The sequence below is a fragment of the Actinomyces sp. SKVG-SVH-4(1) genome, from assembly GCF_048514265.1.
GTDB lineage: Bacteria > Actinomycetota > Actinomycetes > Actinomycetales > Actinomycetaceae > Actinomyces > Actinomyces oris.
In genome coordinates this window covers 70,394-96,543 of the sequence record NZ_JBGEVE010000004.1, presented here as the reverse complement: position 1 = coordinate 96,543, position 26,150 = coordinate 70,394, and the positions used below count along the sequence as shown (strand labels likewise).

20 protein-coding genes and 1 riboswitch are annotated in these 26,150 nt (G+C 70.0%); of the genes, 7 read left to right on the top strand and 13 right to left on the bottom strand.

Annotation, left to right across the window (positions count from 1 at the left end):
• The first annotated feature begins 35 nt into the window (after positions 1–35).
• On the top strand, positions 36–482 hold the full coding sequence (locus tag AB7V09_RS05040; RefSeq protein ID WP_075378203.1) for an HIT family protein: 447 nt from the start codon (positions 36–38) through the stop codon (positions 480–482).
• Positions 483–509: 27 nt separating this feature from the next.
• Here the strand turns inward: AB7V09_RS05040 and AB7V09_RS05035 are convergent, their stop codons facing one another.
• Positions 510–3,041, bottom strand: a complete 2,532-nt coding sequence (locus tag AB7V09_RS05035; protein WP_419143111.1) for a DUF222 domain-containing protein — start codon at positions 3,039–3,041, stop codon at positions 510–512.
• 284 nt (positions 3,042–3,325) lie between these two features.
• Between AB7V09_RS05035 and AB7V09_RS05030 the strand changes: the two genes are divergently transcribed.
• Entirely contained in the window at positions 3,326–6,307 is a 2,982-nt protein-coding gene (locus tag AB7V09_RS05030; protein WP_419143110.1) for a leucine--tRNA ligase, read from the top strand.
• A 121-nt stretch (positions 6,308–6,428) separates the two neighbouring features.
• Here the strand turns inward: AB7V09_RS05030 and AB7V09_RS05025 are convergent, their stop codons facing one another.
• Complete coding sequence (locus AB7V09_RS05025) at positions 6,429–8,441, bottom strand: helicase HerA-like domain-containing protein (RefSeq protein WP_419143109.1); 2,013 nt, start codon at positions 8,439–8,441, stop codon at positions 6,429–6,431.
• 265 nt (positions 8,442–8,706) lie between these two features.
• Between AB7V09_RS05025 and AB7V09_RS05020 the strand changes: the two genes are divergently transcribed.
• The 5 genes from AB7V09_RS05020 (at position 8,707) to holA (ending at position 14,627) form a co-directional block, all read left to right on the top strand.
• Positions 8,707–9,963 (top strand): glycosyltransferase, encoded by a 1,257-nt coding sequence (locus tag AB7V09_RS05020; protein WP_419143108.1) that lies wholly within the window; start codon positions 8,707–8,709, stop codon positions 9,961–9,963.
• A 69-nt stretch (positions 9,964–10,032) separates the two neighbouring features.
• Positions 10,033–10,908 (top strand): DegV family protein, encoded by an 876-nt coding sequence (locus AB7V09_RS05015; RefSeq protein WP_419143107.1) that lies wholly within the window; start codon positions 10,033–10,035, stop codon positions 10,906–10,908.
• Positions 10,909–11,065: 157 nt separating this feature from the next.
• Entirely contained in the window at positions 11,066–11,839 is a 774-nt protein-coding gene (locus tag AB7V09_RS05010) for a helix-hairpin-helix domain-containing protein (protein WP_419143200.1), read from the top strand.
• Complete coding sequence (locus AB7V09_RS05005; RefSeq protein ID WP_419143106.1) at positions 11,836–13,728, top strand: ComEC/Rec2 family competence protein; 1,893 nt, start codon at positions 11,836–11,838, stop codon at positions 13,726–13,728. Before AB7V09_RS05010 ends, AB7V09_RS05005 begins: the two co-directional genes overlap by 4 nt.
• On the top strand, positions 13,725–14,627 hold the full coding sequence (holA, locus tag AB7V09_RS05000; RefSeq protein ID WP_009405959.1) for a DNA polymerase III subunit delta: 903 nt from the start codon (positions 13,725–13,727) through the stop codon (positions 14,625–14,627). Before AB7V09_RS05005 ends, holA begins: the two co-directional genes overlap by 4 nt.
• Positions 14,628–14,634: 7 nt before the next feature.
• Here holA and ribH read toward each other — a convergent pair whose 3' ends face one another.
• The 11 genes from ribH to AB7V09_RS04945 all read right to left on the bottom strand — a co-directional run bounded on the left by ribH (position 14,635) and on the right by AB7V09_RS04945 (position 25,993).
• Positions 14,635–15,108 (bottom strand): 6,7-dimethyl-8-ribityllumazine synthase, encoded by a 474-nt coding sequence (gene ribH / locus AB7V09_RS04995; protein ID WP_009747580.1) that lies wholly within the window; start codon positions 15,106–15,108, stop codon positions 14,635–14,637.
• Positions 15,105–16,436: a bifunctional 3,4-dihydroxy-2-butanone-4-phosphate synthase/GTP cyclohydrolase II gene (locus tag AB7V09_RS04990; RefSeq protein ID WP_279015078.1), complete on the bottom strand. Its 1,332-nt coding sequence runs from the start codon at positions 16,434–16,436 to the stop codon at positions 15,105–15,107. Before AB7V09_RS04990 ends, ribH begins: the two co-directional genes overlap by 4 nt.
• Complete coding sequence (locus AB7V09_RS04985) at positions 16,430–17,080, bottom strand: riboflavin synthase (RefSeq protein ID WP_419143105.1); 651 nt, start codon at positions 17,078–17,080, stop codon at positions 16,430–16,432. The genes AB7V09_RS04990 and AB7V09_RS04985 overlap by 7 nt, the downstream gene beginning before the upstream one ends.
• The gene (ribD, locus tag AB7V09_RS04980; RefSeq protein WP_419143104.1) at positions 17,080–18,168 is read right to left on the bottom strand and encodes a bifunctional diaminohydroxyphosphoribosylaminopyrimidine deaminase/5-amino-6-(5-phosphoribosylamino)uracil reductase RibD; all 1,089 of its coding nucleotides are present in this window, start codon (positions 18,166–18,168) and stop codon (positions 17,080–17,082) included. Before ribD ends, AB7V09_RS04985 begins: the two co-directional genes overlap by 1 nt.
• 86 nt (positions 18,169–18,254) lie before the next feature.
• A riboswitch (FMN riboswitch) is annotated at positions 18,255–18,384 on the bottom strand.
• Positions 18,385–18,515: 131 nt separating this feature from the next.
• Positions 18,516–20,003: a DUF1846 domain-containing protein gene (locus AB7V09_RS04975; protein WP_009405457.1), complete on the bottom strand. Its 1,488-nt coding sequence runs from the start codon at positions 20,001–20,003 to the stop codon at positions 18,516–18,518.
• Between the two features lie 107 nt (positions 20,004–20,110).
• Positions 20,111–20,371 (bottom strand): 30S ribosomal protein S20, encoded by a 261-nt coding sequence (gene rpsT / locus AB7V09_RS04970; protein WP_009396927.1) that lies wholly within the window; start codon positions 20,369–20,371, stop codon positions 20,111–20,113.
• 142 nt (positions 20,372–20,513) lie between these two features.
• Positions 20,514–21,218: an ATP-binding cassette domain-containing protein gene (locus tag AB7V09_RS04965; protein WP_009747435.1), complete on the bottom strand. Its 705-nt coding sequence runs from the start codon at positions 21,216–21,218 to the stop codon at positions 20,514–20,516.
• The gene (locus AB7V09_RS04960; protein ID WP_419143103.1) at positions 21,211–23,196 is read right to left on the bottom strand and encodes a hypothetical protein; all 1,986 of its coding nucleotides are present in this window, start codon (positions 23,194–23,196) and stop codon (positions 21,211–21,213) included. The genes AB7V09_RS04965 and AB7V09_RS04960 overlap by 8 nt, the downstream gene beginning before the upstream one ends.
• A 66-nt stretch (positions 23,197–23,262) precedes the next feature.
• Positions 23,263–23,484, bottom strand: a complete 222-nt coding sequence (locus AB7V09_RS04955) for a lactococcin 972 family bacteriocin (RefSeq protein WP_419143102.1) — start codon at positions 23,482–23,484, stop codon at positions 23,263–23,265.
• Positions 23,485–23,668: 184 nt separating this feature from the next.
• Positions 23,669–24,322, bottom strand: coding sequence for a type II toxin-antitoxin system PemK/MazF family toxin (locus AB7V09_RS04950; RefSeq protein ID WP_419143101.1), 654 nt, complete (start codon positions 24,320–24,322; stop codon positions 23,669–23,671).
• 159 nt (positions 24,323–24,481) lie between these two features.
• Positions 24,482–25,993, bottom strand: a complete 1,512-nt coding sequence (locus AB7V09_RS04945; RefSeq protein WP_419143100.1) for a hypothetical protein — start codon at positions 25,991–25,993, stop codon at positions 24,482–24,484.
• Positions 25,994–26,150: the final 157 nt, after the last annotated feature.

Sequence of the window (26,150 nt, the reverse complement as noted above, 5' to 3'; positions counted from 1 at the left end):
GACGGATCCGGGCGTGGCTGGGGGACAATGGGGCCATGAGCACGATTTTCACCAAGATCATCGCCGGCGAGATCCCCGGCCGTTTCGTGTGGGCGGACGAGGTCTGCGTCGCCTTCGCCACCATTGAGCCGCACACCGACGGGCACGTCCTCGTGGTCCCGCGGCTCGAGGTCGACTCCTACGTGGACGCGCCCGATGACGTGGTGGCGCACCTGGCCGTGGTCGCCAAGCGCATTGGAGCTGCACAGGTGCGCGTCTTCGAGGCGCCCCGCGCCGGGCTCGTCGTGGCCGGCTACGGCGTCGACCACCTGCACCTGCACGTGCTGCCGATCCGCTGCGAGGAGGACCTGTCCTTCTCCTCGGCCCGCCACCCCGAGGCCCCCGAACTCGACGCCGCCATGGAGCGTCTGCGGGCCGGCCTCGTCGAGGACGGCTGGGGCGAGTTCGTGCCCGCGCAGATGGACAGCGCGGCGCTCGCGTAGCCCCCGAGGCTACTCGCTTCGTCCTCGTCAGAAGGGTGGGGCTTGGTCGATGAGGGGCGCTAGTCCCAGGGTGTGGGCGGCCCTTGGATGAGGGGTGGTCTCGTAGTCTCCCGCCTTTTCGCCGGGTAGGGGGCCTCGGGTCATGAGGCGGGCACTGCCGCTGCTGGGCTGGGTGCGGTCGAGGGCGGTGTTGAGCCGGTCGATGAGCTCGGGGCCGATCTGCTGGCTCAGGTCGGCCGGGACGACGGTGCTGGGAACAAGGTGCTGGTGGGGGCCGACCTTGTGGGGCAGGCGGTCGATGGTGCCGTCTGGGTGGCGCCGATAGACGGTCTTGTCCGGGGTGTGCCAAGACAAGACCCCGCTGTCACGGTCCCTGGTGAGTGCCCATCCGGGAGTGTGCTTGAGTCGGTGATGGGCCTGACAGAGCACCACGAGGTTGTCCAGGCTGGTGGTCCCGCCCTGGCTCCAGGCGGTGAGGTGGTCGATGTCGCAGCGGGAGGCCGGAGTCTGGCAGGTGGGGAAAACACATGTTTTGTCGCGGGCTCGCACGAGGTCCGCAAGTCCCACCGAGGGCCGGTACCTGGTGCGGCCGACGTCCAGGACGGTGCCGCTGGCGGGGTCGGTCACCAGGCGCCTCCAGGTCCCGCCGGCGGCCAGGGCCCAGGCAGTCATGGCCGGTACCGCTGCGCTGCGCGCCCCGATCCTCACCTCAGCGACCTCTACTGGTGTGGCGGAAAACGGGGAGATGACCTGGGCAGTGGGCTGGATGGTGGGAGCAACCGGGGCGAGTTCAGGCAGACTCCTCCCTCTAGGCCCGGGCAGACTTCTCCCACCGGGGGTGGGCAGATTTCTCCCGCCGCTTGGGGAGTCTGCGCTGTTGAGAGGCTCGAGCATGGCGGTGGAGCTCTCGCCAGGGCCGGCTCCACCTGGATCAAGACAGCGGGGGTCGTCGGGGCTCTCGCTGTCCCCAGGACCACAGCCCCCAGAAATGCCGTCCCGGAGCCGGTTGTCTTCGGATGAGGTGCCGGGGCCGCCGCCTCCGGGATCGACGCCGCCGGTGGGGCCCTCTTCCGGCAGAGCCAGACCAACCAGGCTGCTCAGAGGAACGGTGACGTTGACGTTGATACGGATGCCTTCTGGCAGAGGAAGGTGACCGGTGGCTGAAGGGGTCCACCACGGGCTGTTCGATCCCACCAGGCCGCTCAAAGCGCCCAGGAGCCCTTCCAGAGGTACCCCGTCAGGCAGCAGCCGCCCCGGGGAAGGGGGCTCAAGAGGAACCGAGGACGAGAGCACTGAACCCGGCTCACTCAAACCACCACCACCACCACAGATACCGTCATCACCGCTGGCACCGATGCCGCTGCCGCAGATGCCGCCGCCGAGGCTGTACCCTCCGTGATTGTCGTTGTCGGTGCCGTCGTCGCCACCGCTGCTGCCGTCGTGATTTGTGTTTGCGGGGGTGGTGGGGTCTTGCGCGGGCATATGGTAGGCGGCCTGCTGGCTGGTGCGCAGTGTTGAGAGGGTCATCGCGGTGATGGCATCGGCTCGCAGCTGACCCAGGGTGCGTTTCTCGCCGCAGGCCCGCGCCGAAGTGGCGATTGCGTCCAGGGTGGCATCCAGTAGCAGGGCGTCCATGGTTGGCAGCAGAAGCCGGACTTGGCAGAGGCCCTCTCCCGCAGGCCGGGGGCGCGACACGCACCGCTGCTCGGTATTGTTCTGGCTCCGCTCAGCGTGGCCGTCAGGGTCGATCTCCGTCAGGGCCCGCTCCAGATCCCTCCCCACCTGCGACACGCTCCGCCTAGGCGCCTGAGGCAGAACCTTGTCCTGGACTGCAAGCGCCACCGGAGTGGGTACGTCTTCCAGGCGGCGGGTCACCAGGAACGCCTTCGCCGAGTCCAGGACCCCGCAGCGTTCCATGGCCTCGACTGGGGCGAAGCCCATGCTCATGAGGGCCTGGCCGTGATTCACCATCTGACCGGCCCGAGTCCGAGAGACGCCCAGGCGGGTGGAGAGCAGACAGGTGGCATTGAACCGCCGCTCCTCATAACCCACCACCGGAGAGACCTCACCATGCGGGCCCCACTGGCCCGGGTGACTGGACAGCTCAGGGCACCCGGTCAGGCAGGCCGCCGCCAGGGCCTCGCCCCAGGTGGCCCAGGCCGCCAGGCGGTGGCAGGCCGCGGCCAGTTCCCCCAAACCCGAGGCCCCCAGGCCGATCAGTCCCGAAGTGCCGACCTCCTCCACGCCCATCGTCCGGCGCTGTTCGGAGGCGGCCACCAGCGCTACGTCAGTACCCGGCTCCTTGGTGAAGAGGGGCGGCGCTGCATCCCCATCAGCGGTGGAGCCCTCATCGTCGGAGTCCTGGGCAGTCACCAGCAGGTGGGACAGCAGCCCCTCCACCACACCGGCCAGCGCCTGGCCCGCACCCAGGGAGGCCAACAGGCCTGCCGTCTCCTCTGCCGAGACCTGCGGTATCGACGTGGGCGCCCCGCCAGGCGCACCCAGCATCCCGACCGCATCACCGGCCGGGACGCGAGGAAGCGCACCACCGTCGAACATATGTACAGTATAGCAAGTGGTGCCCGTGCCCCGCACGCTGAAGCAGGCTCCAGAATCACTGGAACAGCAACGATTAGCCGCATATCTGGCGCCTTTATCGACGGCGCCTTCTCCTCTCGGGGCCGGCGTGACGTCCCGCCGAGACCGCTCGAACCTTGCTGGGCTCCACCGACGTGACCGGTCTCGCCCGCCCGTGGGGTGGACGCCGCCGGGTGCCACTGCTGGCGGGCGATAGGCTGTGCCCCAGCACCAGGAAGCACGAGTAGGAAAAGAGCGCTGCCGCGATGTCAGAGAGAACCGCACCGGTCGAGTCCGACACCCCCTTCCGCTACACGGCGGAGCTGGCGGACTCCATCGAGACCGCCTGGCAGGACCGCTGGGAGGCCGAGGGCACCTTCAACGCCGACAACCCCGTCGGCGCTCTGGCCGGCCCCGGGGCGGACAAGGAGAAGTTCTTCCTGCTGGACATGTTCCCCTACCCCTCCGGCAAGGGACTGCACGTGGGCCACCCGCTGGGCTACATCGCCACCGACGTCGTCGCCCGTTTCACCCGGATGACCGGCAGGAACGTCCTGTACACGATGGGCTACGACGCCTTCGGCCTTCCCGCCGAGCAGTACGCCGTCACCACTGGCCAGCACCCGCGCATCTCCACCGAGGCCAACATCGCCAACATGCGCCGCCAGCTGCGCCGCCTGGGCCTGTCCCACGACCCGCGCCGCTCCCTGGCCACGATCGACGTCGACTACGTGCGCTGGACCCAGTGGATCTTCCTGCAGGTCTTCAACTCCTGGTTCGACCCCGAGGCCCCGCGCCGCGACGGCCGCGGCAAGGGTGCGGCCCGGCCGGTGACCGAGCTGCGCGACAAGCTCGCCTCCGGCCAGGTCCCCGTCCCCGACGGCCGCGACTGGGACGCCCTGAGCGCCGCCGAGCAGGCCGAGGTCATCGACTCCTTCCGCCTGGCCTACGTCTCCAGCGCCCCTGTCAACTGGTGCCCCGGCCTGGGCACGGTGCTGGCCAACGAGGAGGTCACCTCCGAGGGCCGCTCCGAGCGGGGCAACTACCCGGTCTTCAAGCGCAACCTGCGCCAGTGGATGATGCGCATCACCGCCTACGGCGACCGCCTCGCCGAGGACCTGGACACCGTGGACTGGCCCGAGAAGGTCAAGCTCATGCAGCGCAACTGGATCGGACGCTCCGAGGGCGCCGAGGTGACCTTCACCGTGCCCGGGGCCGGTCAGGGCGCCCAGCAGGACGCGTCGCTGAGCGTCTACACCACCCGCCCTGACACCCTCTTCGGCGCCACCTTCATGGTGGTGGCCCCCGAGCACCCCATGCTGGGTGGCCTGCAGGCCTCCGGCTCGGTGCGCACCGAGGCTCAGATCGCCGACGACGCCGCGGCCCTGACCGTCCCGGCCGCCTGGCCCGAGGGTACCAAGGAGGCCTGGACCGGCGGTTACGCGACCCCCGCCGAGGCCGTGGCCGCCTACCGCGCCCAGGCCGCGGCGACGTCGGACGCCGACCGCACCGATGAGGGCCGGGTCAAGACCGGCGTCTTCACCGGCTTCTTCGGAATCAACCCCGTCAACGGGGCGAAGGTGCCGGTCTTCGTGGCCGACTACGTCCTCATGGGCTACGGGACCGGCGCCATCATGGCCGTGCCCGCCCACGACGAGCGCGACTACGCCTTCGCCACCAAGTACGACATCGACATCGTCCAGACCATCGGCCCGGCCGACGACCCCCACGGCGTCGACCTGAGTTCCCAGGCCTACACCGGTGACGGTGTGGTCGTGAACTCCGCCCAGGGCGACCTGGACATCAACGGCATGGGCAAGGACGAGGCCAAGGCCACTATGATCGGCTGGCTGGAGGCCAAGGGCGCCGGCCGCGGCGCGGTCACCTACCGCCTGCGCGACTGGCTCTTCTCCCGCCAGCGCTACTGGGGTGAGCCCTTCCCGATCGTGTGGGACGAGGACGGCGGCGTCCACGCCCTGCCCGAGTCGATGCTGCCGGTCGAGCTGCCCGAGGTCACCGACTACTCGCCGCGCTCCTACGACCCCGACGACGCCGACTCCTCCCCGGAGCCGCCGCTGGGCAAGGCCACCGAGTGGGTCGAGGTCGAGCTCGACCTGGGCGACGGCCCCCGGACCTACTACCGCGAGACCAATACGATGCCGCAGTGGGCCGGCTCGTGCTGGTACGAGATGCGCTACATCGACCCCACCGATGACAAGGCGCTCGTCGACCCGGCCAACGAGGCCTACTGGATGGGGCCGCGCCCGCAGGCCGGCAACATCTCCGGCGGCACCGACCTGTACGTCGGCGGCGTCGAGCACGCCGTCCTGCACCTGCTTTACGCGCGCTTCTGGCACAAGGTCCTGTTCGACCTGGGCCACGTCTCCTCCTCCGAGCCCTACCACCGCCTCTTCAACCAGGGCTACGTCCAGGCCTACGCCTACACCGACTCCCGCGGCCAGTACGTGCCCGCTGACGAGGTCGAGGAGGTCACCGCTGAGGACGGCTCCACCAGCTACCTGTGGCAGGGGCAGCCGGTGCGCCGCGAGTACGGCAAGATGGGCAAGTCCCTGAAGAACATCGTCACCCCCGACGACATGTACGAGGCCTACGGCGCCGATACCTTCCGCGTCTACGAGATGAGCATGGGGCCGCTGGACGCCGACCGCCCGTGGGACACCCGTGCCGTCGCCGGCAGCCAGCGCTTCCTGCAGCGCCTGTGGCGCAACGTCATCGACGAGACCACCGGCGAGCTGACGGTGACCGAGGAGAGCGCCGACGAGGAGACCCGCCGGCTCGTGGCCAAGACGATCGTGGGCGTGCGTGAGGACTACGAGGGGATGCGCCTGAACACGGCCATCGCCAAGCTCATCGTCCTCAACAACCACCTCACCGGGCTCGGGGCGGTCCCGCGCGAGGCCGTCGAGGCCCTCGTCCTCATGACGGCGCCCGTGGCCCCGCACATCGCCGAGGAGATCTGGAAGCGCCTGGGCCACGAGCACTCCCTGGCCCACGAGGACTTCCCGGTCGTGACCGACGAGTCCCTGCTGGCCGCCGAGAAGGTCACCTGCGTCATCCAGGTCAAGGGCAAGGTCCGCGACCGCCTCGAAGTCGACCCCGACATCTCCGAGGCCGAGCTCGAGAAACTGGCCCTGGAGGCCCCCGGCGTCATCCGCACCCTGGACGGGCGCGGCGTGCGCAAGGTGATCGTGCGCGCCCCCAAGCTGGTGAGCATCGTCCCCGAGTAACCGCGGCGGGCTCCCCGACGGCGCCGCTCACGGCCGCGCCGCGGTAGCCCAGCAGTAGCACGAGGGGCTGCACCAATCCGAGATGGTTGGTGCAGCCCCTTCGTCTTGCTTGAGCTGGTTCTCAGCGGCGCCTGAGGGTGCCGAAGATGGAGCGCGTGATCTCGCGGGTGATCTGGCGGCCCACCGAGCCGATGGTCTTCTCGACCTCCCGTTTGCGCCGCTCGGCGGCCCTCTCCGCCTCGCGCTGGCGGCGCTGGGCCTCCTTGACGGCCTCGCGCTCCAGGCGCTCGGCCTCCTTCTGACGCTGAGCCGCCTGGCGGGCGGCCTCCTTCTCCAGGGCCTTCTGCGCGGCGGCGTCGGCCTTGGCCTGCTCCTTGGCGGCCTGCTCGGCGGCGCGAGCGGCCTCGGCGGCCTCGGCGTCGGCCTGGACCCGCTGGGCCAGCAGCTCGTAGGCGGACTCATTGTCCACACTTGTGGCGTACTTGGGTTTCAGCGGCGAGGAGGCCAGTACCTGGCTGACGGTGCCGTCCTGGGCCGGCCCCATGACGGCGGCGGGCACGTTGATGATCACCGGGGCCACCGGTGCCGGGCGCCCCTTCTCGTCCAGCACGCTGACGACGGCCTGGCCGGTGCCCAGCGACGTGAGCACCCGGCTGAGGTCCACCGGGCTGACCGGGAAGGTGGAGACCGCCTTCTTGAGGTTGGCGGCGTCGGCCGGGGTGTGGGCGCGCAGCGCGTGCTGCACCCGGCTTCCGAGCTGGGTCAGGACCTCGTCGGGGACGTCCGTGGGGGACTGGGTGATGAAGACGATGCCCACGCCCTTGGAGCGGATGAGCCGCACCGTGCGCACCACGGCCTCCAGGAAGGCCTTCGAGGCACCGGAGAACAGCAGGTGCGCCTCGTCGAAGAAGAACACCATGGTGGGCTTGTCCGGGTCGCCGACCTCCGGCAGGGTCTCGAAGAGCTCGGCGAGCAGCCACATGAGGAAGGTGGAGAACAGCGTGCCCTGGGACTGGATGTCGGCCAGCTCCAGGGCGGAGATGATGCCGCGCCCATCGGGGGAGACCCGCATGAGGTCACGCACGTCGAGCGCCGGCTCACCGAAGAAGGCCTCGCCGCCGGCCGCCTCCAGGGCGGCGATCTCCCGCAGGATGACCCCGGCCGTGGCCGCGGAGACCCCACCGATGGTCTTGAGCTCCTCCTTACCGGCCTCCGTGTTCGTCAGGTAGTCGACGACGGCGCGCAGGTCCTTCAGGTCCAGCAGGGCCAGCCCCTGGCTGTCCGCCCAGTGGAAGACCAGCTGGAGGGCGGAGGCCTGCGTGTCGTTCAGGCCCAGGACCCGCGAGAGCAGGATCGGCCCGAACTCGGTGACCGTCGTGCGGATCGGGGTGCCGCTGATGCCGGCGCCGGAGTCCGACCCGCCGAGGTTGAACAGCTCGATGGGGAAGGACTGGCCCGTCCAGTCCTGGCCGGTGGAGGCGATGCGGGAGGCGATCTTGTCGTTGGGGGCTCCGGCCTCGGCCAGTCCGGTCAGGTCCCCCTTGACGTCGGCCAGGAACACCGGGACGCCGGCGGCGGACAGCCCCTCGGCCAGGAGCTGGAGCGTGCGGGTCTTACCGGTTCCGGTCGCCCCGGCCACCAGCGCGTGCCGGTTGAGCAGTCCCAGCGGGATGCCCACCGACAGGCCCTTGACCGCCGCGGGCTCACCGCCCGAGAGCGTGTCGAGGTAGGTGCCCACCGGCAGAGTGGGGGAGGAGAAGCTGTAGCCGGAACGCACCTGGGCTGTGTAGCCGGTCTCCTCGGCCTCCTGACTGCCCGATACCTGATCGGCTGCAGCGGCGGTCTCGGCCTGCGCGGGTGTCGGATCCTGAACTGGCTCCTGCACCGGGTGCTGGGGCTGTTCGGCGGTCGCAGCCGGCTCGGCGGAGGGGGTGGCATCGGCTGCCTGAGCGGGGGGCTCGCCCGATGCGTCAGTAGTGCGGGGCTCGCCGGCCTGCTCCACGGCTGAGGCCGGGGTGGAGGCGATGGCGGCGTCAAGGGCCGCCTGGGCGGCGGCGGCCTTGGCTGCGGCGGCTTCGGCGGCGGCCTGGGCGGCCTCGGCCTTGAGGCGTGCGATCTCAGCGGAATCGGTCATGGCGCCATCGTAAACGCCGAACCTGCCAGTGCGCTGACCCGGGCGTGCCGTTGGAGCCGGCGCCGTTTCTGACCGCGAGAGAGGCAGGAGCCCGGCGAACAAGGTACCCTCGGGCCTCAATGGCGTTGAGATAGTACGTCTGATCCCGCACCTGCCCGCCCCAGTGCCGCGAGGTTTACACCCCCATGCTGCCCCCTGTGTCGTCGTTTCCGAAAGAACCGCCCCTGACGGGCCTGCTGCTGGTGCACCCGAACCACAGGAACAAGTGAACGCTGTGCGGATCGCCTTCTTCATTGACGACTACCTGCCCTCCGTCCACGGCGTCGCCACCTCCACAGCCACCTTCCGTGCCGCCCTGGAGCGCATGGGACACGAGGTCTACGTGGTGGCCCCCAAGGCCGAGGGCCATGAGGAGACCGACGATCACGTCATCCGCCTGTCCTCCTCGCGCTACTACGTCTTCGACAGCCGCGAGGTCGCCACCATCTATCCGGGCCTGGCCCGGCGCTTCGACGCTTACGACTTCGACATCGTCCACAGCCAGACCCAGTTCAGCCTGGGGGTCCTGGCGCACTGGGTGGCCAAGCGCCAGAACATCCCCCACGTCACCACCATCCACACCCTCTACACCGAGCTCATCGACGACTACCCGCTGGCCGTGCTCTCGGGCCTGCTGGCCCTGTCCGTCGCCTTCCCCGTGGCGCTCAAGTCGCAGCCTGTCCTGCCGCGCGTTCACCGGGAGACCATCAAGCACCTCAACAAGCGCGACATGAAGACGGCCCTGTCCCGTCAGGGGTGGCGCCTGACGGCGGCCTTCGCCAACAAGTGCGACGCCTGCCTGTCGCCCTCCCAGCACCTGGCCCGGATCCTCATCGACGACGGCGGACTGACCACCCCCTGCATGGTGCTGCCCAACGGGCTGGACTCCACCCGCTACCGCAGTGCCCGCGCCGCCGACTCACCGATCCCCAAGGCCCCCGGCGAGAAGATCATCATCTGCGTGGCCCGCCTCAGCCCGGAGAAGCGGCAGATGACGCTCGTTGAGGCCATGCCCCACCTATCGGGCCTGCCGGTCAAGCTGGTGCTCGTGGGCCCGGGCCCCTCCCAGGAGGAGCTGGGGCGGCGCGCCGAGGAGCTCGGGGTGGCGGACCGGGTGATCCTGACCGGCACGTGCTCGCCGGAGGAGGTCGCTGTCCTGCTCAAGCAGGCCGACGTCTTCTCCCTGGCCTCCTACCACTTCGACAACCAGCCCATGGTGTTCCTGGAGGCCGCCGCCTGCGGGCTGCCGATCGTCTACTGCGACGAGCGGATGACCGAGTGCCTCACCGAGCGCAACGCGATTCTCACCGGCGGCATCGAGGGGGAGGACTTCGCCCGGGTCTTCGCCTCCCTGCTGTCCGACGACGCCCGGCTCGCCGCGCTGTCCGAGGGGGCCCTGGAGGTGGCTGAGCAGTTCGACTCCGAGACGATGACCAGGCGGCTCATCAACCTCTACGAGGACCTCCTGGTCTCGTATCGCTGATGGCCGGCCCTGGAGAGCGGCCGTGGCGCCTTGCCGATGAGCGCGCGGCTTGCCGATAAGGTATGCCGCATGTCGCTCGCCGTCGTCACCGACTCCGCCGCCTGCCTGACGGAGCCCCTGCTGCGTGAGCGCGCGATCGAGGTGGTGCCGCTGCACGCCATCCCCGCCGACAACGTTGAGGCCGCCACCACCTCACGGCCCAGTGTCCAGGAGCTGGTGGACGCCTACCGGCGCGCGGCCAGCAGGGCCGAAGAGGTCCTGGCCATCCACATCTCCTCGGCCCTGTCCGGCACCATGGACAACGCCCGCATCGCCGCCGCCCAGCTCGAGGCCGAGTACCGGGACCAGCCCAACGGCCCGGGCCCGAGCGCGGGGCGCCGACGCCCGCAGTGGCTGCGCGTGGTCGACTCCGGCACCAGCTCCGGCGCCCTGGGGCTCGCGGTGCTGGCAGCCTCCGGCGCCCACGACGCCCGTCGCGGTGCCGCCCTGGCTCAGGCCAGCACCGCCCGGTCCTGCCAGCTCTTCGTCGTCGACGACCTGGGGCGCCTGGCCCGCTCGGGAAGGATCGACCGCACCACGGCCCGCCTGGACGGTGTCCTGGGAATCCGCCCGGTCCTGGCCCTGACCCGCGACGGAATCCGGACGCTGGAGACTGTGCGCGGGGCGGCTCGCGCCAGGCGCCACCTCATCGCGCAGGCCGTCCGCGTCGCCGGCGGGACCGCCCTGTCCGGCCCCAGGCGCCCCGCAGACCCGGTGCGCCTGGTCATTCAAGGCGACGACGCCGACAAGCTGGCGCTGCTCGAGACCGATCTGCGCCAGGCGATGGAGGAGGCAGGAGCCAAGGTCTCCGAGGTCCTCACCCTCCCGGTCGACGAGGCGACGAGCACCCACGTGGGTCCCGGCGCCCTCGGCATCGCCGTCGCCCCGGACCTGAAGACCCATTGAGCCAGGCCTGACGACGCGGCCCGGTTGCCACAGGCCGCCAGGCGCCACTGCTCTCCACAGGGCAGACAGCCTCACCATGCGCCCCATGGGTCAAGTCCCTACCGTCGAGGACATGGGAGCCAGACGGAGCGACGCGCACAGGTCCCTGGACGACCTTGTGCGTCTGGCCTGCTCAACCGATCCCGAGGAGCCGGTGCGCCGGCCACGTCGCCTCGCGATCGCGCCCCGGGCGGCGATCATCGCCGGCTCCGCCCTCCTCATCCTGGCTCTGGCCCTGGCCCTGAGAGCCGTACTGGTCTCCACCGGCGCCGGCGGCCACGCGGCTCCGGCCGCAGCGGCAGGGGCATCGGCTCCAATGCGGCCCCCACCCACAGGGGCGGCCGCGAGTCCAGCCATGAAACCGGCCATGGTGCCGACCACGGGACCGGCAGCAGTACCAGGCGGCTTGAGCACGACATCGGGCAGCGTCGTCGTCCACGTCACCGGGGCGGTGAGCAGGCCGGGGGTGGTGACCCTGCCCCCGGGAAGCCGCGTCACCGACGCCATCAACGCCGTCGGAGGAGCCAGCGCGGAGGCAGACACCCAGCAGCTCAACCTCGCCCGGGTCCTGACCGACGGCGAGCAGATCCGGGTCCCGCGCATCGGCGAGGTCCTGCCCGAGCCCGCACCCCAAACCGGTGGGGACGCCGCCTCCGGTGCGCGAACCGCCCCGGGAAAGTCCGGCGGTGGCGGCGCATCCGGGATGGTCAATATCAACACGGCCTCGGCCTCCGAGCTGGAGAAGCTGCCCGGAATCGGCCCGGCCCTGGCCCAACGGATCGTTGAGTACCGCGACTCCCACGGGCCCTTCGCCAGCGTTGACGCCCTCACCGACGTCCCCGGCATCGGCAAGGCCAAGCTCGAGGGCCTGCGAGAACAGGCCACCGTATGAACGAGGACCACGAAGGCAATGGTGGGGGCAGTCCCAGGGCACCGTGGGACGACCCCGCGCTGTATGCGCGCCTACGCCAGGAGCAGGAGCGCAACCGGTACCGAGACGGAGGTCAGCACGCCACCTCCCCCAAGGCCCCCGAGGCCCTCGACCTGCGCCTGCTCGCCCCGGCGCTGGCCTGCTGGGCCGGCGCCGGGTGGGCCGTTGGACGTGAGGCGGCAGACGCCTGGAGGCAGGTCCTACTCCTGGCCTCCGGGTGCACCGCCCTGGCTGCGCTGCTCGTGGTGGCTGTCCTGCGCTTCCGGCCACCGCGACACCGGGCCGACCCGCGTCCCGGCGCCCCCGAGTACGACCCCGGGGCGATGGGAACCCTCAGCGCCAGCCTGCTCGTGTGCGCCCTGTGCGCCGCGACGGTCCTGACCATCAGTGCCGCCCACCTGTGGGCCCGCCAGCGCGACCCGCTGACCGCGGCAGTGGCCACTGGGCAGCCGGTCACCCTCATCGGCACCGTCTCCCAGCAGCCGCGAGTCTCAGCCACCAGCCGCTCCACCCTGGTCATCACCACCCTCGACGTCGAACAGGTGGACACGCGGGCCTCCACCCTGAGTGCCACCGTCCTGGGCGACACGCAGTGGCTGAGCCTGCCCATGGGGACCCGCGTCCGCGTGCGCACGCGCCTGCGTCCCACCGACCCCGGCCGCGCCGAAGCTGCCATCATCCCCAAGCGCGCCGGTCTGACCGTCCTTGGCCCACCGAGCGGGATACTCGGGGCCGTCACCTCCGTCCGCGCCGGTCTCGCCCAGGCCGTCGGCGCCCCGGGCATCGGGGCCCCGGTCGCCGCAGGAGCGGGGGAGGAGACAGGTCTGTGGCCGCCGGGAGCCCGCAGCCTCGTACCCGGTGTCGCCCTGGGCGACGACCACGCCCTGCCGGCCCCGTTGCGCGAGGACATGCGCACCGTCTCCATGACGCACCTGACCGCCGTCTCCGGGCAGCACGTCGCCATCATCCTGGGACTGGGCCTGGAAGCCCTCGGGGCGCTGCCCCGGCGGTGGCGGGCACTGCTCGGCGCAGTCATGCTCACCCTCCTCGTCATCCTGGTGCGTCCCTCAGGCTCCGTGCTGCGCGCCGCCACCATGGGGGCCGTCATGCTGCTGGGCGTCGTCGCCGGCAGACGCGCCGCCTCCGTGCCCGCCCTGTGCGCCGGAGCCATCGTCCTGCTGCTCATCGACCCCTGGCAGTCCCGCGACTACGGCTTCGCACTGTCCGTGGTGGCCACCGCCGGGATCGTCATCGGCTCCAAGCCAGTCACAGCCCACCTCTCACGCCGCCTGCCCAGGTGGCTGGCCGCCGCCGTGGCCCTGCCGCTGGTGGCCCAGGCCGCCTGCGGGCCGATCCTCATCCTCCTTCAGCCCTCGGTGGGGGCCTGGTCGGTGCCCGCCAACCTGCTCAGTGAGCCGGCCGCCGTCATCGCCACCATCAGCGGGCTCCTGGCGGCGCTGATCGCACCGGCCTGGCCCGCGGCCGCCACCGTCATCGCCTGGCCGGCGCTCGCGGCCTGCTCCTGGATGGTGCTCGTCGCCGGCTTCTTCGCCCACCTGCCCGGCGCCGCCCTGCCCTGGCCAGGCGGCCTCACGGGCGCCCTGGCACTGGGGGCCTGCGAGATCGGGGTCCTGCTCGCGGCGGCTCCTCGCGCCCGCCGCGCCCTGCTGGAGGAAGCCGGGCGGTTGACGCGGCCCGCTCGTGGCAGGCTTGCCCCATGGCAGCGACCCGCACCCCCCGCTCCCGGGGCCCGCGCAAGGCACCGGCTGGACTGCGCTGGGACCAGGCCCAGCTGGCGCCGATCGTCCTCATCCGCGCCGGCGAGGAGGTCCTCGCCGACCGAGCTGTGAGGAGCCTCCTGGCGCAGGCCAAGGCCAAGGACCCCACCACCGAGATCACGCGCCTGGAGGCCGCCACCTACGAGCCCCACCAGCTCGACACCCTCGTGTCGCCCTCCCTGTTCGGCGAGCCCCGACTCGTCTACGTCCCCGCGCTGGAGCAGATGACTGACGCCCTGCTGAGCGACCTCATCGCTTACGTGGGCGCCGCCGACCCCGAGGTCAGCGTCATCCTGCGCCACAACGGGGGCCAGCGGGGCAAACGCCTGCTGGACGCCATCAAGGCCTCGCCCTACCCGACCATCCAGTGCGAGGCCGTCAAGAGCGCCAAGGACAAGTCCTCCCTGGTCGTGGCCGACGTGCGCCGCGCCGGACGAAGTATCGCCCCCGAGGCCGTCGGTGCCCTCGTCGACGCCCTGGGCAGCGACCTGCGCGAGCTGTGCTCCGCCGTCGACCAGCTCCTCGCCGACACCCAGGGCACCATCAGCGTCGACCACGTGCGCACCTACTACGCCGGGCGCATCGAGGCCACCGGCTTCACCGTGGCCGACGCCGCCGCGGCCGGCAACACCCCGGCCGCCATCACGGCCCTGCGCCACGCCGTGGCCACCGGCACCGACCCGGTGGCCATCGTTGCGGCCCTGGCCATGAAGGTGCGCCAGCTCGCCCGGGTCGCGGCCGCCGGGGGCAGGCGCATGAGCCCCGCCGAGCTGGGCATGGCCCCCTGGCAGGTGGACCGGGCCCGCCGCGAACTCCAGGGCTGGTCCGACGACGCCCTGGCCACCTCGATCCTGGCCGTGGCCCGGGCCGACGCCGAGGCCAAGGGGGCCAGCCGCGACCCCGTCTACGCCGTCGAGCGGGCGGTCCTGACGATCTGCAACGCCCGCCGCACCGGCAGTCGCCGGCGCTGAGCAGCTCTCAGCCCCGCATGGCGGCCAGCGTGAGCGCCGTGGACATCGCCGCGCACGCCGCCTCGTAGCCCTTGTCCTCCTCCGCGCCCGGCCCGCCGCAGCGGGCCAGCGCCTGGGCCTCGTCGTCGCAGGTGAGCACGCCGAAGCCCACCGGCACCCCGGTGTCCAGCGCCACCCGGCTCAGCCCGTCGGTCGCGGCCCGGCACACGTAGTCGAAGTGCGGGGTGCCGCCGCGGATGACGACGCCCAGCGCGACGACCGCCTCGGCACCGCCTCGCGCGGCGGCCGTGGCGAGGACCGGAAGCTCGAAGGAGCCCACCGCCCTGACGACGCTCGCCTGGGCTCCGGCCTCCTCGACGGCGCGCAGCGCCCCGGCGACCAGGCCCCCCATGATGCGTTCGTGCCACTGGGCGGCCACGACTGTCACCCTCATGCCCCGTGCGTGAGGTGCGCTCTGCTCAGGTGCCCCGGATCCGCTCATCGTTCCTCTCCTTCGTTCTCGTTGCTCGTGTGCCAGGTGTCGTCGTCGGCCCTCGTCTCGCCGGGCGGTGAGTCCGCGTCGGCCCCGGTGGGGTCGAGCCCGGTGAGCAGATGGCCCATGCGGTCGCGCTTGGTGCGCAGGTAGTCGAGGTTCTCCCCGTTGGCGAAGGTCGGTGTCGGCGTCATGGAGCGGACACTGACGCCGTAGCGCTCCAGGCCGGCCACCTTGTCCGGGTTGTTCGTCATGAGCTCGACTGAGCGCACGCCCAGATGCCGCAGCACCTGGGCGGCGGTGGCGTAGCTGCGGGCGTCGGCCGGAAGCCCCAGCGCGACGTTGGCGTCGAGGGTGTCCATACCCTCCTCCTGCAGCGCGTAGGCGCGGAGCTTGTCGATGAGCCCGATGCCGCGCCCCTCATGGTCGGAGGCATAGACGAGGACCCCGCGGCCGCGGGCACTGATCGCCTCCATGGCGGCGCGCAGCTGCGGCCCGCAGTCACAGCGGAGGGAGGACAGGACGTCGCCGGTCAGGCAGGCGGAGTGGACTCGGGCCAGGACGTCCTCACCGTCAGCGATGCTGCCGCACACCAGTGCGAGGTACTCGGTGCCGTCGACCCTGCTGCGCAGGGCGTGGGCGGTGAACTCCCCGTGCGCGGTTGGCAGGTGCGCCGAGACGACCTCCTCGACGAGTTCCTCGTGCAGCCACCGGTAGCGCTCCAGGTCACTGATCGAGATCATGGGCATGGCGTGGGCGTCGGCGAGCTCACGCAGCTGGTGCCGCCGCGCCATGGTTCCGTCGTCGTTGATGACCTCCACCAGGACCCCCACGGGCCGGTTGCCCGACAGGCGCATGAGGTCGACGGCGGCCTCCGTGTGACCGCGGCGCGTGAGGATCCCGCCCTCGCGCGCCCGCAGGGGGAAGACGTGGCCGGGGCGGACGAGGTCGTCGGGAGCTGAGCCCGGGTCCGCCAGGACGCGGACGGTGCGAGCCCGGTCGGCGGCGCTCACACCTGTGGTGATGCCGGTGCGGGCGTCGGCGCTCAGGGTGAAGGCCGTCCTCTTGGGATCGGTGTTGTGCTCGGTCATCATGGGGATGCCCAGGCGGTTGAGCTCCTGGCCCGCCATGGGGGCGCAGATGATGCCGGTCGAGTGCCGGATCGCGAAGGCCAGCTGCTCGGTCGTGGCACTCTGCGCGGGCAGGATGAGGTCACCCTCGTTCTCCCGGCTCTCATCGTCGACGACGATGACCGTCCGGCCCTCGCGCAGGGCGGCGAGAGCGTCCTCGACGCGGTCCATGCGCGTGCCCGGGGATGCGCTCCTGGTGCTCAGCATGCCTGCTGCCCCTCCTGGCTCGGGCGGGCGCCCAGAAGACGCTCGGCGTACTTGGCCAGGACGTCGACCTCGAGGTTGACCCGTTCTCCGGGTCGCCTCGAGCCCAGGGTCGTGCGTCGCAGCGTCTCGGGAATGAGCCCGACGCTGAGCGACGCCCCCGCCCCCGGCACAGGGGCGACGTCGGAGGCGTCGGCAACGTCGACGACCGTTAGCGACACCCCGTCGAGGGCGACCGATCCCTTGACGGCCACGTAACGGGCGATCGCCTGCGGCAGGCCGATGCGTAGGAGGTCCCAGTGCTCACCGCGGTGGTGGTCGAGGACCTCGGCGGTGGCATCGACGTGCCCTTGGACGATGTGCCCGCCGAGCCGGTCGCTGGCGCGCAGGGCGCGCTCGAGGTTGACCGGGTCTCCCGGCGCCTGGGAGCCCAGGGTGGTGCGCGTGAGAGTCTCGGCCATGAGGTCGGCGGTGAAGGTGCTTCCGTGCAAGGCGGTGACCGTCAGGCAGCACCCGTTGACGCTGACGGAGTCGCCCGGGCTCACGTCCTGGGTGACGGTGGGCGCCTCGACTGTCAGCCGGGCGCTGTCCTCGACGGTCTCGAGCCGGACGACGCGTCCGAGCTCCTCGACGATTCCGGTGAACATCAGTGACTCTCCTCGGTGTGGAAGTGGGCAGTGGGAACGTCGTTGGCCTCCAGGTCACCGCAGAGGCGGACGGCGAGCTCGTCACCTGCGCCGAGGACCTCGACGCGGGGGTGACTCAGCCTCAGGGCATCGCTGATCGTCGCCGCCCCGAAGTCGGTGAGAGCGGCCGCTCCCGCGCCCAGAAGCGCGGGGGCCATGTAGGCGACGACCTGATCGACGAGGCCGGCGCGCAGGAATGCGGTCGCGAGGGTCGGGCCTCCTTCGAGCAGGACATGGCGGATCTCGTGCTCGGCGAGCACGGCCAGGACGGCGCGCGGGTCGTGATCGGGCAGGAGGAGGTAGTGGTCGTCGGCGAGCACCCGGGAGGTGGCAGGCAGGCTCCTGGAGCCGACGACGACGCGCAGCGGCTGGAGGTGGGCCGGCGCGGGCTGACCCGCCTCATCGCGGACGGTGAGGGCGGGGTCGTCGGCGAGGGCGGTGCCGGTGCCCACCATGATGGCGTCGCACTGGCGGCGCAGGCGGTGGGCGTCGTGGCGGGCCGCCACCGGGGTGATCCACTGGCTGGTGCCGTCAGCAGCGGCGATACGGCCGTCGAGGGTGGCGGCGAGCTTCCACGTCACCATGGGGCGCCCGCGGGTCACGGCCAGGAGCCACGGGCGGTTGAGACGCGCGGCCTCCTGGGCGCACAGCCCGCGCCGTACCCGCACGCCGGCGGCCTCCAGCGCCGCCGCGCCGCCCCCGGCCTGCTCGGTCGGGTCGTCCTGGGCGTAGATGACCTCGGCCACGCCGGCGTCGAGGAGCGCCTTGACGCACGGGCCGGTGCGGCCCTGGTGGTTGCACGGCTCGAGGGTGAGCAGGACGGTCGCTCCTCGGGCGGAGGCGCCCGTCGCGGCGAGGTTCGCCAGTGCGTCGACCTCGGCGTGGGCGCTGCCGGCGCCACGGTGATGGCCCTCGGCGAGGATGCCGCCGTCGGGGGAGAGGATGACGCAGCCGACCCGGGGGTTGGGGCCGGGCGGGGCGTCGGGGCAGGCCGCGGCCCGTAGGGCGCGCTGCATCGCGGCCGTCTGCACGGTGGTGAACGAGGTCATCCGGTCCTCTCCCTCGGGTGCGCTGGGGAGAGACACCGCCATGATCGACCGCCGGGTGCACGGCACCGGGCGAGGCATGGTGTGTCCCGTGTGCGCTTCCCATCCGGACTCTCACCGTCGGTCCAGGAGTTCCACCTGGTCAGCCGATCGCTGGATGCGACCGGTTCGCGGACTGTCACCGCCGGTTCGGACTTTCACCGACCCCAGAGCACACGAGCTCATCTCGTTGAGGAGAATGTACCGCGCGCGAGTGCGTTCAGTCACCTCTGCGCACCTATGTGACCATCCACACCTCGGCAGGGTGTCCGGGTGCGGGCGCACCGCAGGAGGGTGGCCCGCACCGGGCCTCACTTCTTGCGGTACAGGGACTTGGTGGCGTAGACGGGCTCGTTGGTGACCTGGACTCCCAGGGCGCGGAAGATGCCCTCGTCCACCGAGCCCAGGATCGTGGAGGTGTGGACCTCGCAGCCCCGCAGCGTCTCGAGCTGGTCGAGAGCCTTGCGGGCGTTGTCGTCCCCGTTGGCGGACACGGCCAGGGCGATGAGCACCTCGTCGGTGTGCAGGCGCGGGTTGCGGCTTCCCAGCCTCTGGGTCTTGAGCTTCTGGATGGGTTCGATGGAGGCCGGGGCCAGCAGGTTGACGTCATCATCGATCCCGGCCAGGAGCTTGAGAGCGTTGAGCAGCATCGCCGAGGAGCACCCCAGCAGGGCGGAGGTCTTGCCCGTCACGATGCGCCCGTCGGGCAGCTCGATCGCCGAGGCCGGCTCGCCGGTGGCCTCAGCCACCTCCAGCGCGGGCGGCACGACGGGGCGGTCCTCCTTGCTCACCCCCACCTTGGCCATGAGCAGCGCGATCCGCTGGGACTGGACGGGGGCGATGACCTCGCGCTTCTCGGTCACCAGGGCCCGGTAGTAGCGGCGGATGATCTCCTGACAGGCGGCCTGCCGGCAGACCTCGTCGTCGCTGATGCAGTTGCCGGCCATGTTGACGCCCATGTCCGTGGGGGAGGCGTAGGGCGAGGAGCCCAGGATCTCTTCGAACAGGCGGCTCAGGACCGGGAAGACCTCGACGTCGCGGTTGTAGTTGACGGTCTGGACGCCGTGGGCAGCCAGGTGGAAGGGGTCGATCATGTTGACGTCGTCGAGGTCGGCGGTGGCGGCCTCGTAGGCGATGTTGACCGGGTGGTCCAGCGGCAGGTTCCAGATCGGGAAGGTCTCGAACTTCGCGTAGCCCGAGGAGATGCCCCGCTGGTGGTCGTGGTAGATCTGGGACAGGCAGGTGGCCATCTTGCCGCTGCCCGGGCCGGGGGCGGTGACGACCACCAGGTCCCGCCTGGTCTCGATGTACTCGTTGCGCCCGTAGCCCTCCGCCGAGACGATGCGGGCGACGTCACCGGGGTAACCGGGGATGGGGAAGTGGCGGTAGACCGTGATGCCCAGCGCCTCGAGCTTGCGCTTGAAGTCCTGGGCCTGGCGGTTGTCATCAGTCCACTGGGTCACGACGACGCTGCCCACATAGAGCCCGTAGCTGCGGAAGGCGTCGATGTGGCGCAGCAGGTCGTCCTCGTAGGGGATGCCCAGGTCCGCGCGGACCTTGTTGCGGGCGAGGTGCTTGGCGTTGACCGCCATGACGATCTCGACCTCGTCGGCCAGCTCGGCGAGCATGACGATCTTGTTGTCCGGGGTGAAGCCCGGCAGCACGCGCGAGGCGTGCATGTCGTCAATGAGCTTGCCGCCGAACTCCAGATAGAGCTTGCCGCCGAACTGGGCGCGGCGCTCCGCGATGTGGCTGGACTGCATCCGCAGGTACTTGTCGCGGTCGAATCCGATGCGCAATGGGCTCTCCTTGAAGCGGTCTGATGAATGGGTGAAGGTGATGGAAAAAAGGGGAGGGCGCCTCCCCGGTGGGAGGCGCCCTTCAGATGCTCACTGCTGCGGTGGCCTCAGAGGGAGGCGACGCGCTTGGCGAGCTTGGACTTGCGGTTGGCGGCCTGGTTCTTGTGGATGACGCCCTTGGAGACGGCCTTGTCCAGCTTGCGGGAGGCGGCCTTGAGGTGCTCGAGCGCGGCGTCCTTGTCACCGGCCTCGACGGCCTCGCGCACGCGACGCACGTAGGTCTTGAGCTCGGACTTGACGGACTTGTTGCGCAGGCGGGCCTTCTCGTTGGTCTTGATGCGCTTGATCTGGGACTTGATGTTCGCCACGGTGAAACTTTCTCGCGTCTGATTGGTCAATGGCCGGAGAGAGGGTTCGCGCCACGGGTTGACATGAGGTGGTGGGGCACCTGGCTGACCCGGTCGCCGGACCCCGCAGCCGGCCAGGCCAGAGGTCCAAGGGGTGACTCTATCAGTCCAAATTCTCAATGGCTTCGTGCTCATGGAGGCTGTGCACGTGAACTTGCTCGCCTGTGCTGAGCTCTACCTGGTTCTCCGCACGCTCGATAAGCCTTGGGTCATGGGTGATCACGAGGATCGCGGCAGAGGTCCGAGCCCACGCGTCCATGGCGCCGATGACCACCGTGGCCAGCTCCTCATCCGCACCGGCGGTGGGCTCATCGAGGATGACCAGGCGGGGGTGCTCCATGAGCAGTGTTCGCGCCAGGGCCACTCGCATCCGCTCTCCGCCGCTGAGCAGGCCCGTGCGAGTTCGGGACAGGGTGGTGAGCCGGGCCGCGCCCAGGGCATCGGCGATCCGCGCCGCGCGCTGGCGCCGGGGGAGCCCGAGTGCCCAAGCGGCGTGGCGCAGTGTGGCGATGGGGGTCCAGGAGTCCTCCAGAAGAAGGTCCTGGGGCTGGAGGGCGATCGTGGTGCGGTGCACCAGGCGAATGTCACGCGGGCTCATCCTGCTGGAGGGCCGGCCATCGATGGTCACGGTTCCGGTGAAATCGAGATCGTGCAGGCCCAGGCACCATGCCGTGGTGGTCTTGCCGGAGCCGTTGGGGCCGGTCAGTGCCGTGACAGTCCCCTCCTTCAGGGACAGATCCAGCCCGTCGACGAGCAGGCGCCCGCCTCTGGAGATGGTCAGGTCTGTAGCGGTGAGTGTGTCAGCCATGGCGGGCCTGCCTCCTGCGGCGGGGGTGGGTGGGCCGGGCAGTGGCGTGGCGTGCTCCCACGACAGCAGCCACGGTGAGGGTGAGTGCGCACGCCACCTGAGTAAGGACCAGCTCGGCACTGGGCTGGGTCAGGAGCGGCCAGGCGAGGATGAGTACCGGGATGGTGATGAGGACCGCGGTCAGGAGGCGCTCGGCCAGCATGCGATGCCCCAGCAGGCGCTCGATCTCACGCCTGCGACTTCTGGCCTGTGCCCAGGTGCGTGCCGCGAGCCCGGCGCTGGCCGCGGCTCCGGTGGCTGTGGTCAGCAGGATGAGGGCGTGGAGGACTGCCATGTGCGTGGTTTGCTCCCTGAGGGCCGTGTTGCCGGTGCCGACGGCGTCGAAGCGCGCCACGAGATCCTCCACGTGGTGCTCGCGCAGCCGCTCCCGCAGGGAGACGAGGTTCTGGCCGGTGAGGACTGCGGCCCCCTGGGTGATGGCGGACAGGTAGTCGTCTGGGGCGAAGTAGCCGTCGGGGACCACGGCGATGAGGCAGTCGCTGGTGCGGGTGCCCTCGCTACTGAGGAAGAAGCTGACGGCGGGGAGCCTCTCCGGTAGGAGCGAGCTGACCTCCTCAAGGTCGTGGGAGGTGACGGTGACGGCGTTCGCGCTCGCCCCGTGCATGGTGTTGAAACGCGCCTGCTCGACGAGCTCCTGGGTCAAGGCCTCGTCCTGGCCGGCCAGCGACCGGGGCCGGTAGAGGGTCACCTGCTGCGCGGTAACCTTGGGCAGGCCGTAGTGGGCGGCGGCCGTGTTGTTGAGATACAGGATGGGCGGCCCGTCGCCGTCCCCGGTGGAGCCGTTGGGGATCGCCCAGGCCAGAACGAGGCTCCCCTCCTGCTGGGCCTGGGTGATGAAGGAGGCTATCTGGGGTGTCTTGGCACCGAAGGTGGGCTCGCTGACGGACCAGATGCTCAGAGCGGTGGCCGGGGGAAGGGACTGCTGGGCCTGAGCCTGGTTGCGAAGTGCCTGCGCCTGGAGGACATCGATGATGAGGCTGGAGCTCGCGGTGGAGAAGGACCAGGTCATGGCCAGGACGAGCGCATAGGTCAGCAGGGCGATCCCGTGGCGCGGACGCTCTGCTGTCCCGGGTCGCTGCCTGCTTCCAACCGCGAGCACCACCCATCCTGCGAGCGTGCCGGTCAGGGTTGCGGCCAGGGACAGGAGCGCGCAGCAGGCGATGAGCTCGGCGCTCAGACGGTGGACGCTCAGCACGGCGGAGCCGTAGATGTCGTAGGCCACCAGCAGGGCGAGTAGCGCCAGAGGGAGCAGGAGCCACCGGCATGCTGTCAGGAGGCTGTTCTTGAGGAGGTGGAGGGCCAGACGGGTGTGGGAGCGGCCCTGCAACCGGGCGCTCCTGTAGGAGGAGGACTGGGAGACGGTGGCAAGGGCCAGGACGAGCGCCAGAACCGTCTGGGCCAGGAGCAGGCTCACGCCGATCTCGGAGCTGATGGCGGTGGACAGGGCAAGGCCCGGTGTCAGAATCCCCGACTCACTGATGCGATCGCACCACCGGTCTGTGACCTGGCTGAGGAACTGGGTGGTATTTTGCCGCGAGCCGATCGCATACCACCCGCCCAGGGCATCGTCTTGGACGGTGCTGGCGCTGTAGGCGATGGGCTCCGGCAGGAGCAGGGGAGTCAATGGCGGGCGAATGTAGTCATCAGCCTCGTAGCCGAGGAGCTCGACGCTGGTTGTCGAGTATGACTCGTCGGTGGTATCGGCGAAGTCTGTGATGTGGCGTACCTGGGCAACCTCGACGCCGGCCTGCTTGCCGATCTGATGAAGCTCATCCGGGTCGACGCCGGTTTCACTGATAATGACATAGCCGTTCGTCTCGGCTGGGAACAAGAAAAGGAGCGACTGTGGGATAAGCAGGATAGTCGCCAAGCACAGCGTGAGGTTGAGGGCCCAGGTGGCTCTGAGAAGAATCTTCATGAGGGTGGTGCGGTAGGTGGGGCTCCATCAGCGGGGCCGCCGCCTACCGCAAGACACTAATGGCTCTCAGCAGAACCAGTAGAAGGCTTCGTTTGTGTCAGTGGAGCGTTGGACCTGAGCGTAAGACCACTTCCCTGCGGCAGTTTTGGGACTTCGTGCGGTGATGAGCCCATTGTAGGTTCGGGCTGAGGAGCCATGGCATCGAGAAGGGTGATGAAAGTTCGAGTAGACAACTTTCGAGTTCGTGCCGTAGCTCCAGGTCCCGCCGGCGACTGTTGGGAGTGCCATGATCGCTCCGATCACTTCATAGGGATAGGTGGGCTGGCCAGTGAGTCAAGTTTATGCGTGAAGGAAGGATAGGCAATACTTCAATCTTGTTTTGTAGAAACCTCCGATGCAGGTGCTTTCCAGCGTGTCCGGGCCTAGCGGATGACATCCGTATCCTGTGCGATCTGTCGAAATCTGGAGGCGATCAGGAGTGGTGGTGGCGCAGGGCGGCCACGACGCCGTCGAAGACCTCGCGCTTCATCGTGGCTCCCTCGCGGCGCACCGAGGCCGGCTCCACCAGGAGCAGACGGTCCAGACGCACCTCACTGGGGCGACCCTGCCGGTCCCAGTCACCGGTGCCGACGTCGTGCCAGAAGCGGCCCCAGCGCGCCTCCTGGGCGGCGTCGCGGTCGTGGTCCTTGCTCGTCATCTGGGCCACGACCAGACGGGTCTCATGGCGAGCCAGGACCAGGACGGGCCGGTCCTTACCCTGGGCGGGATCCTCTTCGAAGGGAACCCAGGCCCACACCACCTCGCCGGGGTCGGCCTCGCCATCGGGGTCGGGGGAGTAAGCGAAGTCGGGCAGCCCCAGGGCGGAGACGTCGTAGACGCTGACGCCTCGCGCCAAGGGGGCCGTCGCACCCACCGCAGCGCCGCTGTCGTGGGCGCGGGGCCGGGTCGGTGACGGCTTCGCCGCCGACGACTTGGGGGCGCGGGACTGCGCGGTCTCAGCTGAACCTGGTGACCTGCTCTCCGACGTGCCCGACGGCGTCGAGGACTTCTGGGAAAGGGCGTCGCTGACGGCGTCGGAGGCGGCGCGTCCGAGCAGGGTGAGGATCCGGTTGAGAAGGCTGGCCATGGGCGCCACCCTACCGCCGGGCGGGAAGGGGCGGCTGCTGCAGGCTCACGACGGCGACCAGCGCCACCGGTGGACCTGCCTCGAAGCAGGGGGACCACCGGTGGCGCCGGCGAATGGGGTGACGGTGCGGTGCGCCCGGAGAATCGCGTCGGAGAGGTACTAGTTCCCGGAGCGCGTCACAGGGGTGCAGATTGTCTGGCTCCCCGCTTCGGTGCCGCCGTAGCTGCCGGCGACGTCGATCTGCATGGTCAGCCCCCGGGAGGGGTCCTGGGGGTCGCAGGTGCCCAGGGACTTCCAGGTCTCCGCGGTGACCGCCTCGGCGTTGACCTGGTAGGTGCTGGTGAAGGTCATCGTGGTTGACGAGTGGGCGTTCAGGGAGTCACCGGTGCGCAAGGACAAGGAGCCGTCGTCCTGAAGGGCATAGCTGTCCGGGCCGACCCACCACGGGGTGCCGGTACCTGTCACGCTCTTGAGGGTGAAGCCGGCCGGAATCCCGGGCCGCAGGACGATATCGGAGCTGGATCCGTTGGCGTCGGTGGTGTTGGTGAAGGTGACGGTGTAGCCGACCTCGACCTCGTAGGTGCCGGTGGGCTCGGCCTCGACCAGGAGATCCGTGGGATGAGTCTCCACCTCAATCACCGGCCGGTGGTTGACGTAGTCGCTGGAGAAGGTCTGGTTGCCGGTGGTCAGTGAGGCCTTGACCCGGTTGCGTCCCACGACGCCGGTCAGGTCCACCTGGCAGGTGACGTCCTTGCCCTGGGGGACCTTCGCCGTTCCGCTGGAGACGCTGAGACTCTCAGCCGGTCCGGTGGCCGAGACGACCTTGCCTCCGAAGGCGGTCAGGTCGCAGGTCAGGGCGCCCACCTGTGCCTGCCCCTTGGACCTGCCGGCGGAGATGGTGAAGTGAGACAGCGGGGTGGTGGAGTCGTTCCGTGCCGTCATGGTGAAGCGGGAGGCGTCCTTGGCGGCGCCGTCGACCCTGACGTCCTGGGTGGACACGGTGGCGTGAGCCTCGCTGGCAGCGGGCTTGTTCGCCGTGACGGTGGGCTGAAGAATCGCGTTGCGCGTGGAGACCTCGACGGTAGGGGTGAAACGGTAGCTGCGCGCGTCCGCACCGGGAGCCGCCACCGTGGTCCCCAGATCCAGGTCGAGGTAGCTGCTCTTGTCCCATTGGAGGTAGAAGTTGATCTCATAGGTCAGCTTCAGGTGCTCAGGAGTGCAGGAAACGGCTTTGACCGAGCCGATGGGCTCACCCAGCAGGGGGTTGTACAGCTCAGAGATGGAGCTCAGCTCGGAGTCCACGATCAAGGCCGGGGGCTCACCGTCGCCATTGTCGATGTAGAAGGAGCTCGTCCCGGCCACTTCGTCACCGTTCTGGGAGGGGCAGGTCCAGGTCCACTGGCCCGGCACGGAGTCGGCCTCAATGGTGACGTCCGTGGCGCTCTTCGGGGCGATGGCTGATGGGATGCGGACCTTCCAGCTCAGGCAGCCCTCGGCATTGTCGGAGCCATGGCAGCCTGCACCGGCTGTGTGATACAGCCCCTCCACGGTGATGTCGGTATCAGCGGACGCCGGGGCGGCGACGGCTGCGGCGGCGAGCAGGGGAAGAGCCAGGGCGATGCGCAGGAGGCGCCGCCAGGGAAGAGAGGGTGGGGAGGATGGGAAGTGCATGAGCGCGCCTTTCAGTGAGGTGAAGTGAGGTGAATGGAGTAAGGAACGAATTGCGTCTTCAACGGACTGCTTCTTACTGAATGGGATTTCCGTTGCGGGAGACAGCCATATGAAGGTCGGATAGGTGAAATACTCACCTATCCGACCTTCAACCAGC

Bases quoted from the DNA above. Each gene is read 5' to 3' on its own strand.
- AB7V09_RS05005 (WP_419143106.1), top strand. From the start codon at position 11,836: ATGAACGAGGACCACGAAGGCAATGGTGGGGGCAGTCCCAGGGCACCG.
- AB7V09_RS05035 (WP_419143111.1), bottom strand. From the start codon at position 3,041: ATGTTCGACGGTGGTGCGCTTCCTCGCGTCCCGGCCGGTGATGCGGTC.
- AB7V09_RS04955 (WP_419143102.1), bottom strand. From the start codon at position 23,484: ATGGCACTCCCAACAGTCGCCGGCGGGACCTGGAGCTACGGCACGAAC.
- AB7V09_RS04950 (WP_419143101.1), bottom strand. From the start codon at position 24,322: ATGGCCAGCCTTCTCAACCGGATCCTCACCCTGCTCGGACGCGCCGCC.
- AB7V09_RS04960 (WP_419143103.1), bottom strand. From the start codon at position 23,196: ATGAAGATTCTTCTCAGAGCCACCTGGGCCCTCAACCTCACGCTGTGC.
- ribD (WP_419143104.1), bottom strand. From the start codon at position 18,168: ATGACCTCGTTCACCACCGTGCAGACGGCCGCGATGCAGCGCGCCCTA.
- AB7V09_RS04985 (WP_419143105.1), bottom strand. From the start codon at position 17,080: ATGTTCACCGGAATCGTCGAGGAGCTCGGACGCGTCGTCCGGCTCGAG.
- AB7V09_RS04990 (WP_279015078.1), bottom strand. From the start codon at position 16,436: ATGCTGAGCACCAGGAGCGCATCCCCGGGCACGCGCATGGACCGCGTC.
- AB7V09_RS05015 (WP_419143107.1), top strand. From the start codon at position 10,033: ATGTCGCTCGCCGTCGTCACCGACTCCGCCGCCTGCCTGACGGAGCCC.
- AB7V09_RS04965 (WP_009747435.1), bottom strand. From the start codon at position 21,218: ATGGCTGACACACTCACCGCTACAGACCTGACCATCTCCAGAGGCGGG.
- ribH (WP_009747580.1), bottom strand. From the start codon at position 15,108: ATGAGCGGATCCGGGGCACCTGAGCAGAGCGCACCTCACGCACGGGGC.
- AB7V09_RS05025 (WP_419143109.1), bottom strand. From the start codon at position 8,441: ATGACCGATTCCGCTGAGATCGCACGCCTCAAGGCCGAGGCCGCCCAG.
- AB7V09_RS05030 (WP_419143110.1), top strand. From the start codon at position 3,326: ATGTCAGAGAGAACCGCACCGGTCGAGTCCGACACCCCCTTCCGCTAC.
- AB7V09_RS05040 (WP_075378203.1), top strand. From the start codon at position 36: ATGAGCACGATTTTCACCAAGATCATCGCCGGCGAGATCCCCGGCCGT.
- AB7V09_RS04945 (WP_419143100.1), bottom strand. From the start codon at position 25,993: ATGCACTTCCCATCCTCCCCACCCTCTCTTCCCTGGCGGCGCCTCCTG.